We start from the raw sequence: 14,252 nt of genomic DNA, 5'->3' as shown, positions 1-14,252 counted from the left end.
TAGGGCCTGTCTTGTACGGTCTGTCCTGACGTCGCGTGACAAGGGAGAGGCCGTGCTTGAAGATCTGCTCGAGGGTGCTGGGCGCAGCATCGTTTTCGGAATCGTCGGCATCGGGCTGATGGCGGTGGGCTACGTCCTCGTCGACCTGCTCACACCCGGCAAGCTGCGCGAGCTGATCTTCGCGGAGCGCAACCCCAACGCGTCGCTGCTGCTCGCGGCCAACCAGCTCGGCATCGCCGCCATCGTCTTCACGGCGATCTTCACGTCGTACGACTCGTTCGGCCAGGGCCTGGCGTCGACGGTGTTGTTCGGCCTGATCGGCATCGCCATCATGGGCCTGGCGTTCCTGGTCCTCGACTGGATGACCCCGGGCAAGCTGGGCGAGGTCATCTGCACGCCGGAACGGCACGGGGGAGCGCTGGTGAGTGCGGCTTCGCACTTCGGGGCCGCCCTGATCGTGTGCGCGTGCATCTCCTGACCGATCGTCGCCGCTTCCGCTGAGGGCACGGGCGGCCCGCGTGGGCGCAGACCCGCTGCCATCATCGTTCCGGCCGGTGGGTGAGGGTGACGCCGGCGCTGGCCGAGGTGACCAGGGCGAGCGCGGCCAGCGAGACCGTGCCCAGCCGCTGGTCCAGCACGAGCAGGCCGGCCACCGCCGCGGCGGCCGGGTTCAGGCTGGTCAGGATGCCGAAGACGCGTGTGGGGATGCGGCGCAGGGCGTTCAGTTCCAGGACGTACGGGAAAATGGTCTGCAGCACGGCCACCGAGGCCGCGCCGATCAGCAGGGAGGGGCGGGTGACGACGGCGCTCGCCCCGGCGAGTCCGAAGGGGAGCGCGACCAGCGTCGCCACGGTGAGCGAGACGGGCAGGCCGCCGACGCCCGGCACCAGTCCGCCTACGCGCGCGGTGAGCAGGATGTATCCGGCGCCGCACGCCCCGGCCAGCGCGGCCAGCACCAGACCGCCGGGCGGCAACGACGGGCCGGGGTGCCACCACAGCAGGGCCACGCCGGCGCCGGCGAGCAGGGCCCAGAGCAGGTCGAGCAGCCGGCGGGTCTGCGCTAGGGAGACCGTCAGCGGGCCGAGGAACGACACGGTGACGACCACCCCGAGCGGCACCGTACGCATGGCCAGCGCGGACAGCAGGTTGAGGCCGGCCACCGCGATCCCGAGCAGCGAAGCCGCCCGCCAGGCCGCGCGGGGCCAGGAGCGTACGTGTGGGCGCACCACCACGGCCAGCACCAGCGCCGAGATGCCGGCTCGCAGCAGCACCACCCCGGTCGCGCCGAGGTCGTCGAAGAGGGTGCGGCCGATCGCCGAGCCGAACTGCATCGAGACGACCGACACGAGCATGAGCAGGGGCGCGGCGGACATGGTGCGGTGGACGCTATCGAGCCGGTCGACGAAGTCAACCCCACGGCCTGGCTCTTCGCCGTACGGGGGTTAGATTCGTGAGCGTGGCGACTGCACTAGTCATCGAGAACGATCCGACCGACGACCTGCGACGGCTGGGGGAGTGGCTGACCGAGGCGGGGCTTGAGCTGACCGTCCTGCGGCCGCACGCCGGTGACGAGCTCCCCGAGACCCTCGACGACTACCTCGCGCTGATCGTGCTGGGCGGCGACCAGAACGCCTACCCGGACGCCGAGGGTGTGCCCGGCGCGCCGTGGTTCCCGGCGCTCGAAGGGCTGCTGCGCAAGGCGGTACGCCACCGGGTGCCCACGCTCGGCGTGTGCCTCGGCGGGCAGCTGCTCGCGAGCGCCCACGGCGGCCTGGTCGAGCGCAGCACCAGCGGTCCCGAGATCGGGCCCGGCCTGGTCGGCAAGCGGGACGCGGCCGACACCGACCCGCTGTTCAAGTGGGTGCCGCTGCTGCCCGACGTGGTGCAGTGGCACCGCGACGAGATCACCGAGCTGCCGTTGCGGTCGGTGCTGCTGGCCGCCTCCAGCCGTTACCCGCATCAGGCCTTCCGGCTCGGTGACAGGGCATGGGGCCTGCAGTTCCACATCGAGTGCGACGCCGCGATGATCGAGCAGTGGGCCGCGAGCGACCGCGCCGCCATCGACGAGCTGGGCTACGACGCCGAGGCCGTCGTGTTCGCCACCGCCGACATCCTGCCCGATGTCGAAGAGGTGTGGCAGCCGTTCGCCGCCCGGTTCGCGTCGCTCGCCCTCGGCACACTGCCCGACGCCGACATACCCGGGTCCGGCACCGGCCGCACCCTTCCGCTGCTGGGGCAGTGACGTGACCCGGCCCAGCCGGCTCGCCCGGTACGGGTTCGCCGACAACGGCGCCCGCGTTGCCGATCTGCTCGGCCCGACCGGCCTGCGGTTGTGGGACCCGGAGGCGCAGGCCCCGGTCGGCGCCGACGCGGCCGAGGTGCTCAGCTCGTTGTCCCGCGCGGCCGACCCCAATCTGGCGCTGCGCCAGCTGCACCGGCTGGTCGACGCGGCGGGCCGGGCGGCCGCGCGCGGCAACGGCGGCCCGGTCATCGGCCCGGGCGGCGAGATCGCCTCCAACGAGGCCACCGAGGCGCTGATCGGCGCGCTCGCGGCGGACCCGGGGTTGCGCCGGCGGCTGGTGGCCGTGCTCGGGGCCTCGTCGGCGCTCGGTGACCACCTGGTCGCCCATCCGGGGGATTGGCAGGTGCTGGCCACCGGGCCGACGGGCCTGCCGCCCAACGCCGAGGGCCACCTCGAACTCGACAGCGACCAGCCGAGCGTGCCCGCGCTGCGCCGGGCCTACCGGGTGTCGCTGCTGCGTATCGCCGCGGCCGATCTGACCGGCGGGCGGGGACTCGAGCCGACCATGGCCGCCCTGTCACGCCTGGCCGACGAGACGCTTGCCGCGGCGTACGCGATCGCCGTGGCCGGTCTGCCCGCCTCGGCAGCCGAGCCGAGCCTGGCCGTGGTCGCGATGGGCAAGTGCGGCGGCAACGAGCTCAACTACGTCTCCGACGTGGACGTCATCTTCGTGGCCGACTCCGACGACGACCTGAGCGCCGGCACGATCGTCGCCGCCCGGCTGATCGAGATCTGCGGCATGGTCGCCTGGCCGGTCGATGCCTCGCTGCGTCCCGAGGGCAGCCGCGGCCCGCTGGTGCGCACCCTGGCCAGCCATGAGGCCTACTACCGCCGCTGGGCCCGCACGTGGGAGTTCCAGGCGCTGCTGAAGGCCCGTCCCGCCGCCGGTGACCTGGCCCTGGGCCGCCGCTGGATCGAGGACCTGGCCCCGCTGGTCTGGCACGCGGCCGAGCGGCCCGAGGCGGTTCCCGACGTCCGCGACATGCGCCGCAAGATCATCGACAATGTGCCGGCGGACCTGCTCGACCGCGAGATCAAACGGGGTCCCGGGGGGCTGCGCGACATCGAGTTCGCCGTCCAGCTGTTGCAGCTCGTGCACGGCCGGGTCGACGAGACCCTGCGGCAGCCGGGCACTATTCCGGCGCTGCGAGCGCTGGTCACCGGGGGTTACGTGGGCCGCGAGGACGGCGAGACCCTGCTGCGCGGCTACCGGTTCCTGCGGAGTGTCGAGCATCGCCTGCAACTGCAACAGCTTCGGCGTACGCACACCGTGCCCGACGACCCGGCCGGTCTGCGCTGGCTGGCGGCCTCCCTGGGCTACACCGCCCTGCCCGGGCGCGACGCCGTCGAGGCGTTCCGCTCCGACTGGGTGGGCCACGCCGCTCAGGTCCGCCGCCTGCACGTCAAGCTGCTCTACCAGCCGCTGCTGGAGGCCGTGGCCCGGGTGCCGGCCGAGGCGCTGCGTATGACCCCCGAGTCGGCCGGCCGCCGTCTCGAGGTGCTGGGTTTCGCCGACCCGGCCGCGGCGCTGCGCCACCTGCAGGCGCTGACCGGCGGCGTCACCCGCACCTCGGCGATCCAGCGCACGCTGCTGCCGATGCTGCTGCAGGAGTTCGCTGACGCCCCCGAGCCCGACCGCGGCCTGCTCAACTATCGCCACGTCTCCGACAAACTCGGCTCCACGCCGTGGTATCTGCGGCTGCTGCGCGACGGTGGCCCGGTGGCGCGCCGGCTGGCCCGCGTGCTCAGCCTCTCCCGGTACGCGACCGACCTGCTCACCCGCGACCCCGAGGCGCTGCGCCTGCTCGCCGACGACGCCGAGCTGCTGCCCCGCTCGCGCGAGTCGCTGCTCGACGGGTTCCGAGCCGCAGCCGGGCGCTACCCGGAGGACCCGGTGAAGGCGATCGCGGCCGTCCGGGCCCGGCGCCGGCGTGAGCTGTTCCGGCTGGCCTGCGCCGACATTCTCAGCCGGGCGGGTGAGCTGGCCCCGGCCGAGCCGCTCGACGTCAACGCGATCGGCATCGCCCTCTCCGACGTCACCGACGCCACGCTGAACGCCGCTCTCGCCGTGGCCCGGCGCGCCCATCCCGGCCCCGACGGCCTCAGGTTCGCGATCATCGGCATGGGCCGGCTCGGCGGGTACGAGATGAGCTACCCCTCCGACGCCGACGTGCTGTTCGTCTTCGAGCCGGCGCCCGGCGCCCCCGACAACGAGTCCTCGGCGGCGTCGCTGGCGATCGCCGAGCAGCTGCGCAAAGCGCTGACCGCCCCCGCGCCCGACCCCGAGCTGGGCATCGACGCCGACCTGCGCCCCGAGGGCCGGCAGGGGCCCCTCGTCCGCAGCCTCGCCGCGTACCAGCAGTATTACGCCCGCTGGTCGCGGGTCTGGGAGGCCCAGGCGCTGCTGCGGGCCCGTTTTGTCTGCGGCGACGCCGAGCTGGGCCGGCGCTTCGAGGAACTGGCCGACAAGATGCGTTACCCCGAGGGCGGACTGACCCGCGAACAGGTGGTCGAGATCCGGCGCATCAAGGCCCGCGTCGAAGTGGAGCGGCTGCCCCGCAACGCCGACCCGCACACCCACACCAAGCTGGGGCGCGGTGGCCTGTCCGACGTGGAGTGGGCAATCCAGCTGGTGCAACTGCGGCACGCGTACGCGGAGACCGAGCTGCGCAAGACCCGTACGCTCGAGGCTCTCGACGCCGCCGTCGTCGCCGGACTGGTCGCGAAGGCCGACGCGGCCGCGATGACCGCCGGATGGACCTTGGCCGCCCAGGTTCGCAACGCGCTGACCCTGGTGCGGGGGCGCCCCACCGACCAGCTGCCCCGCCACGGTGTCGAGCTGGCCGGTGTGGTGCAGTTGCTGGGCGGCGGCGACCCGGGCGAGTTCGTCGACCGCTACCTGCGCGTGACCCGCCGTTCCCGGGCGGCGATGGAACGTGTGCTCGAGTCCTGAGTGGGTATGTGTATCCCATGGTGTTCAACATGGTGAAGCGCTTTGCGATCATGGCCGTGGCTGTCCCGCTCGCGGCGGCGGGCGCACGAAAGCTCAGCGAACGGCTGGAGGCCAAGAAGGGCCCGAGCCGCGGCAGCAGGATGTTGCGGGAAGGTGCCGACTTCCTCGGCGGCCTGCGCGGCCAGAAGAAGAAGCGGCGTCGTTTCGCCTGGTGACGCCCTTGTCTCAGGCCCTGTTACGAACAGCGTCGGCCGCGGCGAGCAACACCTCGGTCGGAATTTCGACGAGGCGCTCGCCGTCGGGCACCTCGACTCCGGCGTGGCCGTCCACCACGTAACCCTGCACAACAACCGTCTCCCCGCCGGTGGCGTAGACGGTGGGGCAGGAACCGCCTCCACACTCGCTCGCCAGGATCTGCGGATGGCGATCCGGGGCGGCCGTTGTGCCTGAATCCTCATGGGTCGTCATGACCCCACGGTACGGACGGAAACACCGTCGTTACAACGTGTCAGGCGACAGCGCCGGGTAGCATCCGGATGTAGCGGTACTGGTGGGCGTCCAGCATGGTGTCGATGTCCGAGGTCGCCATCGCTTCCAGGGTGTCGAAAACACGCTGGTAGAGGCGGATGGTGTGCCTGCCGTCCGACCCGATCGTGGTGTTGAAGAGGTCGACCATCACGTACCTGTCGCCCATGAGCTCGAACCCGTGAAACGGCGCGATGCTCAGCTCGACGTTCTCCGGAATGATCAGGAGCCGGACGTTGGGCAGCTGAGCCACCTCGCGCAGCCGGCCGATCTGGGCGACCATGTCCGCCGCCGGGCACACCTGATTCCGCAGCACCGCTTCGGTCATGATGAAGGTGAACGACCGTCCGGCTTCGTACAGCATCTCGCTGCGCTGCAACCGGGTGGACACGGCCTCCGAGACGGCCAGGGCGGAATCGGCGATCTCGTCGTCGTCCAAGCTGGTGCGTAGCGCGGTCAAGATCGCCCGGGCGTATTCGCTGGTCTGCAGCAGTCCGACGACAACCGCGGGCTGGAACGTCCGGACCTCCCGCACGGCGGTCTCGAGGTGGCGCACGCGATTCTGCCTGTTCTGCAGGCCGGCCTCGGTCGAATGCCAGTCGACGAGCTGATTGCTGGATCGTTCGGCCAGCGCGGCCAGCCTGTCCACCTCGACATCGGGCAGCGCGAGGGCTTCGGCAATGAGACGGACGTCGGACGGATCGGGCGTGGACTTGCCGGTCTCCAGACGGGAGATCTTGGCCTGGCTCATGCCGACCCGTTCACCGAGCACCTGGCCCGGGATCTTCAGGCTCTTACGCCGCCGGGCCAGCACTGCGCCGACGGGTTCGTCGGTGTTCTCGGGGAAGTAGGGCGAGTCGGTCATGTCCCGCCCCTTCCATCGGTGGACGTGTTGATCAGGTGCTTGCCTTCACCGCCTCGGCGAGGAGCTCGGCCGGAATCTCGACCAACTGCTCGCCGGCCGGCAGGTCCAACCCGGCGGCCTCGGCGGTCACGGTATATCCCTGCACCACGAACGTGTTGCGATCGGTGCGGTAGACAGTCGGGCAGGTGCCACCGCCACAGAGCGTCGTGACGAGAGTCAGTTGCGGCGCTGCATCCTGAACGACCGTTAAAGGTTGTTTTGTCACGGGAGAACGATACAGCAGACCCGATGGTCATACGGTACCGGCGCATATCTTATGCAAACACAAAGGTTGTTCTCCCGGTAGTCCGTCGTGAGTCTGGAAAAATTCTATTCACGTAGTCGGCTCACACTTGCGGCAGACTGCATAGCCATGGATATTCATAGCTAGGGGTCACGGAGAGATAACACAGAAAGCCGGTTCGGCTTCACTTAGTGTTCGTCCCGACGTTCGACGACGGGGTCAGGCCCTCACTGGTGGATATGCGGCCTGAACCGGAGGTCGACCATGCACATTTCCTTCACCGCTTCCATGGCGAGCGCGAACGCCGGCCTCCTCGAGACGGTTCGTTCGGCCCCGCCCCTCGTGTATCTGGCACTCGCCGCCGTGTCGCTTCTGGTCGCCCTGCGCATCATGCGTTCGCTGCGCAAGGCCTTCATGCCTCTCGGCGCGCTGCTCCAGGCGGCCGCGGGGATCGCCGTCGTCTCGATGGCCGTCGTGATCGCGCTTGTCCTCGTCGCGATGGCGGCTTTGAACGCTCAGTGAGGTTTGTCCGTCAGGACAGTGAGTAGGACCCTTGCTTCTCAGGACAGGAGAACGTCGATGACCTTGTCCGTGCTCGCCGGGATCGTCGCCCTGCTGGTGTTGTTGTTCGTCCTCAGCGAGATCGTGGCGGCCGTCCTGCCCCTGATCATCGTGCTCACCTGCGTGCCCGAGCGGGAAAGGGAGGCGCTGGCCCGGGTGCTGGCGGCCGTCGACTCCTCGCGCCGGCTGCGCCTGTGGTCGGCGCTGCGGCTCGCCGTGACCCTGCGGCGGCAGGAGCGCCGGATCGCCCGCGAGGCCCGCGACCCCCGACGCAACCCGTACGCCCACCTCAACGCCCATTTCGCCGACATGCCGGGCGACGCGCCGCTGAACCACACGCCAGGCGACGCGCCGCTTGATCAAGCGCCGCTGAACCACTCGTACGAAAGGGTCGAACCGGTCAGCCCGGGGGAGTGAGGACCCGTCGGCGGGCCTCGGCGGCGGCGGCAGCGGCCGGGGTGACGTCGTCCCGGCGGGCGGCGGCGAACACCCCGGCCAGCGTGCCCGCGATGCCGTCGAGACGCGCCGCCACCTGCGCCGGGGTCTCGTGGCGCAGCTCGGCGGCGGTGGCGCTGATGACTCCGCCCGCACTGACCACGTAGTCGGGCGCCCACAGGATGCCGCGCGCGTGCAGCAGGTCGGCCGTCGGCTCGGCGTCCAGTTGGTTGTTGGCCGGCCCTGCCACCGCCGAGCAGCGCAGCGCGGCCACCGAGGCCGGGGTCAGCACGCCGCCCAGCGCGGCCGGGACGACCACGTCGACGGCGGCGGTGAGGCCCTCGTCCGGCGTCACCCAACCCGCTCCGAGCTCGTCGGCCAGCGCGCGCTTCGCCGGGTCGACGTCGGTGACCAGCAGTTTCGCGCCCGTCTCGGCGAGCAGCCGCGCGACCCGGCCGCCGACCCGGCCCAGCCCCAGCACCGAGAAGCTGCGCCTCGCGAGGTCGGGCGAGCCGAACTGCGCCTCGCACACCGCCCGGAGCGCGGCCACCGTGCCGACGGCGGTGCCGGGGGAGGAGTCCCCACTGCCCCCGGCGGCGACCGGACGGCAGAAGACGTGACTCGTACGGGCGCCGATCGTCACCATGTCGTCGGGGCCGGTGCCGACGTCGGGGCCGGTCGCATAGCTGCCGCCCAGCTCCTCGATCACGGCGCCGACGTCGTGCAGAGCGGCTTCGCCACGACTCCGATCCCCGACGATCACGGTTTTGCCACCGCCGTTGGGCAGGCCGGCCAGCGCGCACTTGGCGGTCATGGCGGTGGAGAGCCGCAGCGCGTCGGCGAGGCCGTCACGCCAGTCGGCGTACGGCTTGAACCGGCACCCGCCGAGCGCCTGGCCGAGGGCCGTCGAATGCACGGCCACGATGATGGGCAGCCCGGACTCGGGGCCGCGCCGAATGATGATCCGTTCGTGCGAGAACATGATTTGAAAGTAGGCGCATGCCCAACTGTCCGGACCGCTCACCGAACGACGTTCGGCAGCAGCCCCGAAAGGTGTCCCCGTGGACGACATTGATTCGGCGATCGTGCGGGAATTGCAGGCGAACGCCCGGCAGACCAACCGTGACCTGGCCCGCGCGGTCGGCATCGCACCGTCGACCTGCCTCGAACGCGTCCGGCTGCTCCGCGACCGCGGCGTGATCACCGGTTACCACGCCGAGATCAGCCTGGCCGCGCTCAACCGCCACGTCCAGGCGTTCCTGCACGTCCAGGTGCGCCCGATGAGCCGCGAAGTGATCGAGAACCTGAAGTCCTACATCGGCGGCCTTCCCGAGGTCATCTCGGTCTTCGTCGTCGCGGGCGGCGACGACCTGCTCGTCCACGTCGGCGTCCCCAGCGTCGACGCCCTGCACGCCTTCCTCATGGACAGGTTCAGCGCCCGCCGCGAGATCGTCGGCTTCCGCAGCTCGGTGATCTACCAGCACGCCCGCAACCGCGTCCTCGAAGAAATCAACTGATCCCGTACGCGTCGTCGCCGCCGGCAAAAGCAGCAGCACCGCCCCCGCAGCTCCTCGCGACCCAGCCGGTGGTCCAGGCCCATAGCGCGGCCTCCGGCTGACGTGGGTGGCTCAGCTGCTGACCGTGTAACGGCCCGGCCCCGGAACCCGGACGACGAGCCAGTCGCCGTCCCGCCGCAGCGAGGCGCCGTCGGTCACTGTCAACCAGCGGTTCCACCTCACCCGTACCGGGAAATCGCCCGCGGACGGGGTGCTGAGCGTCACCGAAGCCGCGTCGTGGCCGGTCAGCGTGGCCGGGGCGGCGACGATCGGGCGGGCGTCGGCGACCGCGAACAGCCGCCAGCCGGGGCTCGACCAGACCTCGGTCAGATAGGGCAGCCCCGCGGTGACCAGGGCGGCTTCCGGGCGGCCCGACCACGTGAGCTCGGCGCTGGGAACGGCCACGAACTGCACGGCCAGCTCGTCCAGCCAGCGGCGGTAGGTGTCGGCCGTGAGCGGAACACCGGTGCCGTCAGCCCCAGGGATCTTGTCGAAGAAGAGCGGGTTGCGGTCGATGTCGGCTTGCCGCAGCCAGCCCCGGGCCAGCGGAACGTCACCCATGTGCGCGGCCTCCCAGTAGGCGCGCGTGGCCGGGATCTCGACCCGCCCGGTCAGCTGCTCCCGGGCGAGGCGGTCGAGCAGCGGGCGGAAGTAGGACGCGTCGGCCGTCGGGTTGCCGATGTCCCGCAGATCGCCGGTGACCACTGGCGGCTGCCACCACCCGGCCACAACCAGCAGCCCGATCACGGCCCAGACGGGCAAGGGCCGCGAACCGGGTCGCGAGTCGCCGGGTTGCGAACCGGGACGTGAGACGTCGGGTTGCGAACCGGGTCGCGAGTCGCCGGGTTCCGAACCGGGACGTGAGACGTCGGGTTGCGAACCGGGTCGCGTGTCGCCGGGTTGCGGACCGCCGGGCCGGGGCAGCGCCGCGTACCCTGCCAGCAGCGGCAGCGTGAACATGACGGCCAGGCGGGTCGCGTTGAGCCCGACCGGCGTGTGGACGAGCGCGGCGGCCAGCACACCCCCAGCCGCCAGGACGCCGCCGATGCGAACGGGACGTCTCGGGACCAGCGCCGCCACGACGAGTGCGGCGACTACCGCCCGTACGGTGTCGTTGCGGCTGATGTTCATCCAGCCGCCGTCCCCGAAGAACAACGCGTTGAGGATGAGGGGAACCGCCGCGGGCACCGCCAGGAGCAGACCGGCGCCGGCGGGGGAGAGACCGAGGGCTGATGACGCGGTGGTGGGCGGCGCCGCCGCAGCAATCTCAGAGATCTCGGCGCTGGGTCGTGCGATCGCGGGGGAGGCGCCTGGCGCGGGTGGGCGACGAAGCGAGAGGGCGAGCGCCACGCCGCAGAGGCCCAGAAAGAGGGCGGCCACCGGGCTCGTCAGCCCGGCCAGCAGCGCCAACACCGGTGGGAGCCAGCGGCGGCGCGGAGTGGTCAGGGCCAGCAGGGCAGCCAGGCCCAGGGCGACGCCGAGGCCGTAGGTGACCCGGCCGCTCACCAGATTTCCGGCGATGCAGAACGTGCCCACCACGGCTCCCAGCAGCGGGCGTGGCGCGTGGGTACGGCGCAGCAGGAGGGCGAACAGCACCGAAGCGGCCACGAGGCTGAGGGCGCCGGTGACGCGGACGCCCAGCAGGGCCATCACGGGCTGTGAGGTCAGGCTGTACCCGAGCTGGTCGACGCCGGCGTACCAGCGGAGGTCCACCGGCGTGTAGCCGTGGCGGGCGAAGAAGTCGGCCCGGGCCTGCTGCGCGGCCAGGTCGGAGCCCATCGGCGGGAGCAGCAGGTAGACGACGCCGAGTGCCGCCGCCCCGACGGCGGTGAACCACTCCAGCCGGTGCCGAGCCCACACGCGCCAAGACCCTACCCGTACGCACGGTAGTGTGCTCGCCATGCCCCGCCCCGCCGTCGTCCGCTATGGGGGCCTCGCCGGCAGCTTGGCCCTGGCGGTCGCGGCGTGGCTCGGCGGCGCGACGAACCCGTGGCAGCCGACGATCACCCCGGGCACGATCTTCGCGGGTGACAACGGTGTGCTGCTGCCGGTCTCCTGGCTGGCCGGCACGGGGCTGCTGATCGCTGCTTGGGTTCTGGGCGTCCGGCTGCAGAAGACCGCGCGCTGGTCGTACGTCACCGCGCTCCTGTGGATGGCGCCGCTGCTCGCGTTCCTTCCGCTGGGTAGCTACGACGCCTACTCGTACGCGTGTCAGGGCTGGCAGCAGGGGGCGGGCCTGGACCCGTACGCGGGCGGTGTTGATCTCTTGGGTTGCCCCTGGGCCGACGCCGTGGCGCCGACGTGGCGTGACGCCCCTGCCCCCTACGGCCCGTTGTTCCTGGTGCTGGCCGGGGTCGCGGCGCAGACCGGCGGCCTGACCGGCACGCTGATCGGACTGCGGGTGATCGCCCTGTTCGGGGTCGCCCTGATCGCGGTGGCCCTGCCGGTGCTGGCCCGCCGCGGTGGGGTGCCGCTCGGCCGGGCGGCGTGGCTGGTGCTGGCGTGCCCGCTCGTGCCGATCCACTTGATCTCGGGCGCCCACAACGACGCCCTGATGATCGGCTTGATGACGGCGGGTCTGGCGCTGGCTGTACGCGCGGGAGTCGGCCCCCAGGCGCGCACCGTAACCGATTCGCAGCCCCGCACCGGAGTCGACTTGCAGCCGCGGGCCGGAGTCGACTTGCAGCCGCGGGCCGGAGCCGACTTGCAGCCGCGGGCCGGAGCCGACGCGCAGCCGAGCGCCGGAGCCGGCCCGCAGGCCGACTCCCAGCCGCGCACCGACGGGAAAGCGCTCACCCCCCGGCAAGCCGAACACCAACGTGCCAATCTCGCCGCGTGGACAGCCGGCCTCCTCATCGGGCTGGCGGTCGCCGTGAAGGCAACCGCCCTGGTCGTGGCCCCGTTTGCGGTTCTGCTGGTCTTCGGCAGTGGTCCACAATCCCGGGGTGGCCGAAGTGGGCCTGTGGATAACGCGACGCCGCAAGAAGCCCACGGCGGTAGTCTCGGCGCCTGCCCCTGGTGGTGGGGGTTCGGGATGGCTGAACACGCGAGGCAAGCGGCGCGGGCAGGGGCGCTTGTCGCGGGGTTGGTGTTCGGGCTGGCGGCGGCCTCGCTCGTCAGCGGGCGGGGCTTCGGGTGGGTCACGGCCCTCAGCGGCAGCGGGAAGTCGGTGCAGTGGACGTCCCCGCCGACGGCGGTCGGGATGACGATCGGCCTGGTCGGCCCCGATGCCGTGGCGGTCACGCGGGTGCTGGGCCTGGGGGTGCTCGCGGTCCTGCTGGTGGTGCTCTGGTGGCGGGCCCGCACCGCCACAACGCCCACAACGTCCACAACGTCCACCGCGACGCCCGTAGCCCGCACCCGCGACCCGCTGCTGTACGCCGGTTACGCCCTCGCCGCGACCGTTCTGCTGGCGCCGGTTTTTCACCCCTGGTACGCCCTGTGGCCCCTCGCCGTCCTGGCCGCCACCTGGCAGGGCCGGCTGACCTGGCTGGTCGTGCCCTGCGCGGTGGCGTCCGCGCTGTGCCTGCCGGACGGCTACAACCTGGCGCTGGCCGTGAAGACCCAGGGCGCGGTCTTCATGACAGCATTGATCATCTACTTTGCCTGGAAATCGGTGCATGAAGCGAAAAATCGGGCTGCTGGCGGCGGCGGGACTGGTCACCTTTCTGATCGTCTATCTCGCCGAGACGCGTAACGCGTACTTCGACTCCAAGGTCTACTACGGCGCGATCCAGTACTGGTTCCGCGGCGACGGCGGCATGGTCTACGACTGGTTGCGCCCCAACACCCCGTACGGCTTCACCTATCCGCCGTTCGCGGGCCTGGTCATGGCCCCGATGGCGTTCCTGCCGTTCGGCGCCGTGGTGGTGATCGCCGTCGTCGCCACGGTGCTGACCACGGCGCTGCTGATCTGGTGGTTCGCGGGCGACCTGATCCGCCGGCAGGCCCGGCCGGTCTGGTTCGCGTACGGGATCGCGGTGTGCCTGGCGATCTCGTTCGAGCCGGTCCGCGAGACGATCACGTTCGGCCAGGTCAACACGCTGCTGCTCACGCTCGTGGCCGGCGACATGCTGCTGGGCCTGTCCCGCGGGCGCAAGTGGGCCGGCGTCGGCATCGGGCTGGCCACCGCGATCAAGCTGACGCCCGGCATCTTCATCGTGTACCTGCTGGTCACCCGGCGCTGGCGGGCCGCCGCGACCGCGAGTGGCACGGCGGCCGGCGCCACCCTGCTGGCCGCGGCGATCTTCCCGGACGAGTCCCGCGAGTTCTGGACCTCGGCCCTGTGGGACACCAACCGGGTCGGCGTCCTGTCCTATTTGTCCAACCAGTCCGAGCGCGGTTTCCTGGCCCGGCTGCCGATCCCGCAAGTCGAGTCGAGGGTGTGGCTGGTCTGCGTGCTGCTCACCCTGGCGTTCTGGGCGTGGCGGGTGTCCCGGGAACGCGACGACATCATGGGCGGGCTCGCGCTGACCGGCGTCGTCGGCTGCCTGATCAGCCCGGTCACCTGGATCCACCACTGTGTCTGGCTGCTCCCGGCGATCGTCCGCTGCATCGACCTGGGCACCCGCAACCACAAGATCCTGGGCTGGTCCGCGTACGTGCTGATGACCAGCCGGCTCACCTGGCTGTGGGAGCGGCGCCCCCGCCCGCCGCTGGAGCTGATCGGCGGCAACCTGTACGTCTGGTTCAGCCTGGCCCTGCTGATCTGGACACCCATCGGCACCCGTCGTTCAACGAAAGTCCATGAACCGGACAAGATCCTCACGTAG

Annotated in this window: 15 protein-coding genes; 9 read left to right on the top strand and 6 right to left on the bottom strand. The window is 71.3% G+C overall.

All coding sequences use genetic code 11. The features are described from left to right. The first annotated feature begins 52 nt into the window (after window positions 1-52). Window positions 53-478, top strand: a complete 426-nt coding sequence (locus C8E87_RS07595; RefSeq protein ID WP_133872425.1) for a DUF350 domain-containing protein — start codon at window positions 53-55, stop codon at window positions 476-478. 61 nt (window positions 479-539) lie between these two features. Here C8E87_RS07595 and C8E87_RS07590 read toward each other — a convergent pair whose 3' ends face one another. Further along, the gene (locus C8E87_RS07590; protein WP_239080685.1) at window positions 540-1,373 is read right to left on the bottom strand and encodes an EamA family transporter; all 834 of its coding nucleotides are present in this window, start codon (window positions 1,371-1,373) and stop codon (window positions 540-542) included. 83 nt (window positions 1,374-1,456) lie between these two features. On the opposite strand from C8E87_RS07590, the gene C8E87_RS07585 reads away from it, so the two are divergent. From C8E87_RS07585 to C8E87_RS07575, 3 genes are read left to right on the top strand one after another with little or no spacing between them, the layout of a single operon-like run. Further along, on the top strand, window positions 1,457-2,242 hold the full coding sequence (locus C8E87_RS07585; protein ID WP_133872424.1) for a type 1 glutamine amidotransferase: 786 nt from the start codon (window positions 1,457-1,459) through the stop codon (window positions 2,240-2,242). A gap of 1 nt (window position 2,243) precedes the next feature. Then, entirely contained in the window at window positions 2,244-5,255 is a 3,012-nt protein-coding gene (locus C8E87_RS07580) for a bifunctional [glutamine synthetase] adenylyltransferase/[glutamine synthetase]-adenylyl-L-tyrosine phosphorylase (protein WP_166660992.1), read from the top strand. A 17-nt stretch (window positions 5,256-5,272) separates the two neighbouring features. Further along, a complete protein-coding gene (locus C8E87_RS07575; RefSeq protein ID WP_133872422.1) occupies window positions 5,273-5,470 on the top strand; it encodes a hypothetical protein in 198 nt (65 codons plus the stop codon). A gap of 10 nt (window positions 5,471-5,480) precedes the next feature. Here the strand turns inward: C8E87_RS07575 and C8E87_RS07570 are convergent, their stop codons facing one another. The 3 genes from C8E87_RS07570 to C8E87_RS07560 are packed head-to-tail and all read right to left on the bottom strand — an operon-like array spanning window position 5,481 to window position 6,910. Further along, a complete protein-coding gene (locus C8E87_RS07570) occupies window positions 5,481-5,723 on the bottom strand; it encodes a hypothetical protein (protein ID WP_203720996.1) in 243 nt (80 codons plus the stop codon). Between the two features lie 40 nt (window positions 5,724-5,763). Continuing rightward, window positions 5,764-6,645 carry a helix-turn-helix domain-containing protein gene (locus C8E87_RS07565; RefSeq protein WP_133872421.1) on the bottom strand — a complete coding sequence of 294 codons (882 nt, stop codon included), beginning with the start codon at window positions 6,643-6,645 and terminating at the stop codon, window positions 5,764-5,766. 31 nt (window positions 6,646-6,676) lie between these two features. Continuing rightward, window positions 6,677-6,910, bottom strand: coding sequence for a hypothetical protein (locus C8E87_RS07560; protein ID WP_239080686.1), 234 nt, complete (start codon window positions 6,908-6,910; stop codon window positions 6,677-6,679). Window positions 6,911-7,216: 306 nt separating this feature from the next. On the opposite strand from C8E87_RS07560, the gene C8E87_RS07555 reads away from it, so the two are divergent. Together C8E87_RS07555 and C8E87_RS07550 are read left to right on the top strand one after the other, a co-directional pair. Continuing rightward, complete coding sequence (locus C8E87_RS07555) at window positions 7,217-7,450, top strand: hypothetical protein (RefSeq protein ID WP_166661110.1); 234 nt, start codon at window positions 7,217-7,219, stop codon at window positions 7,448-7,450. Window positions 7,451-7,507: 57 nt separating this feature from the next. Next, window positions 7,508-7,906, top strand: coding sequence for a hypothetical protein (locus C8E87_RS07550; protein ID WP_133872419.1), 399 nt, complete (start codon window positions 7,508-7,510; stop codon window positions 7,904-7,906). Here the strand turns inward: C8E87_RS07550 and C8E87_RS07545 are convergent. Continuing rightward, the gene (locus C8E87_RS07545) at window positions 7,890-8,906 is read right to left on the bottom strand and encodes a Glu/Leu/Phe/Val dehydrogenase dimerization domain-containing protein (protein WP_133872418.1); all 1,017 of its coding nucleotides are present in this window, start codon (window positions 8,904-8,906) and stop codon (window positions 7,890-7,892) included. The two genes, C8E87_RS07550 and C8E87_RS07545, sit on opposite strands and share 17 nt — an antisense overlap. Before the next feature lie 79 nt (window positions 8,907-8,985). On the opposite strand from C8E87_RS07545, the gene C8E87_RS07540 reads away from it, so the two are divergent. Next, window positions 8,986-9,441 carry an Lrp/AsnC family transcriptional regulator gene (locus C8E87_RS07540; protein WP_133872417.1) on the top strand — a complete coding sequence of 152 codons (456 nt, stop codon included), beginning with the start codon at window positions 8,986-8,988 and terminating at the stop codon, window positions 9,439-9,441. Window positions 9,442-9,552: 111 nt separating this feature from the next. Here the strand turns inward: C8E87_RS07540 and C8E87_RS07535 are convergent, their stop codons facing one another. Next, entirely contained in the window at window positions 9,553-11,259 is a 1,707-nt protein-coding gene (locus C8E87_RS07535; protein ID WP_239080689.1) for a hypothetical protein, read from the bottom strand. 121 nt (window positions 11,260-11,380) lie between these two features. On the opposite strand from C8E87_RS07535, the gene mptB reads away from it, so the two are divergent. After that, window positions 11,381-13,177, top strand: coding sequence for a polyprenol phosphomannose-dependent alpha 1,6 mannosyltransferase MptB (mptB, locus tag C8E87_RS43540; RefSeq protein ID WP_239080687.1), 1,797 nt, complete (start codon window positions 11,381-11,383; stop codon window positions 13,175-13,177). Next, entirely contained in the window at window positions 13,101-14,252 is a 1,152-nt protein-coding gene (locus C8E87_RS07520; protein ID WP_133872415.1) for a glycosyltransferase 87 family protein, read from the top strand. The genes mptB and C8E87_RS07520 overlap by 77 nt, the downstream gene beginning before the upstream one ends.

Source organism: Paractinoplanes brasiliensis (assembly GCF_004362215.1).
Lineage (GTDB): Bacteria > Actinomycetota > Actinomycetes > Mycobacteriales > Micromonosporaceae > Actinoplanes > Actinoplanes brasiliensis.
This window is presented reverse-complemented; position numbering and strand designations above follow the sequence as displayed.

What these genes read in the sequence shown, in the direction of transcription:
- C8E87_RS07590 (WP_239080685.1), bottom strand. Translation starts at nt 1,373, where the DNA reads ATGTCCGCCGCGCCCCTGCTCATGCTCGTGTCGGTCGTCTCGATGCAG.
- C8E87_RS07575 (WP_133872422.1), top strand. Translation starts at nt 5,273, where the DNA reads ATGGTGTTCAACATGGTGAAGCGCTTTGCGATCATGGCCGTGGCTGTC.
- C8E87_RS07570 (WP_203720996.1), bottom strand. Translation starts at nt 5,723, where the DNA reads ATGACGACCCATGAGGATTCAGGCACAACGGCCGCCCCGGATCGCCAT.
- C8E87_RS07565 (WP_133872421.1), bottom strand. Translation starts at nt 6,645, where the DNA reads ATGACCGACTCGCCCTACTTCCCCGAGAACACCGACGAACCCGTCGGC.
- C8E87_RS07555 (WP_166661110.1), top strand. Translation starts at nt 7,217, where the DNA reads ATGGCGAGCGCGAACGCCGGCCTCCTCGAGACGGTTCGTTCGGCCCCG.
- C8E87_RS07550 (WP_133872419.1), top strand. Translation starts at nt 7,508, where the DNA reads ATGACCTTGTCCGTGCTCGCCGGGATCGTCGCCCTGCTGGTGTTGTTG.
- C8E87_RS07545 (WP_133872418.1), bottom strand. Translation starts at nt 8,906, where the DNA reads ATGTTCTCGCACGAACGGATCATCATTCGGCGCGGCCCCGAGTCCGGG.
- C8E87_RS07535 (WP_239080689.1), bottom strand. Translation starts at nt 11,259, where the DNA reads ATGGGCTCCGACCTGGCCGCGCAGCAGGCCCGGGCCGACTTCTTCGCC.
- mptB (WP_239080687.1), top strand. Translation starts at nt 11,381, where the DNA reads ATGCCCCGCCCCGCCGTCGTCCGCTATGGGGGCCTCGCCGGCAGCTTG.
- C8E87_RS07520 (WP_133872415.1), top strand. Translation starts at nt 13,101, where the DNA reads ATGAAGCGAAAAATCGGGCTGCTGGCGGCGGCGGGACTGGTCACCTTT.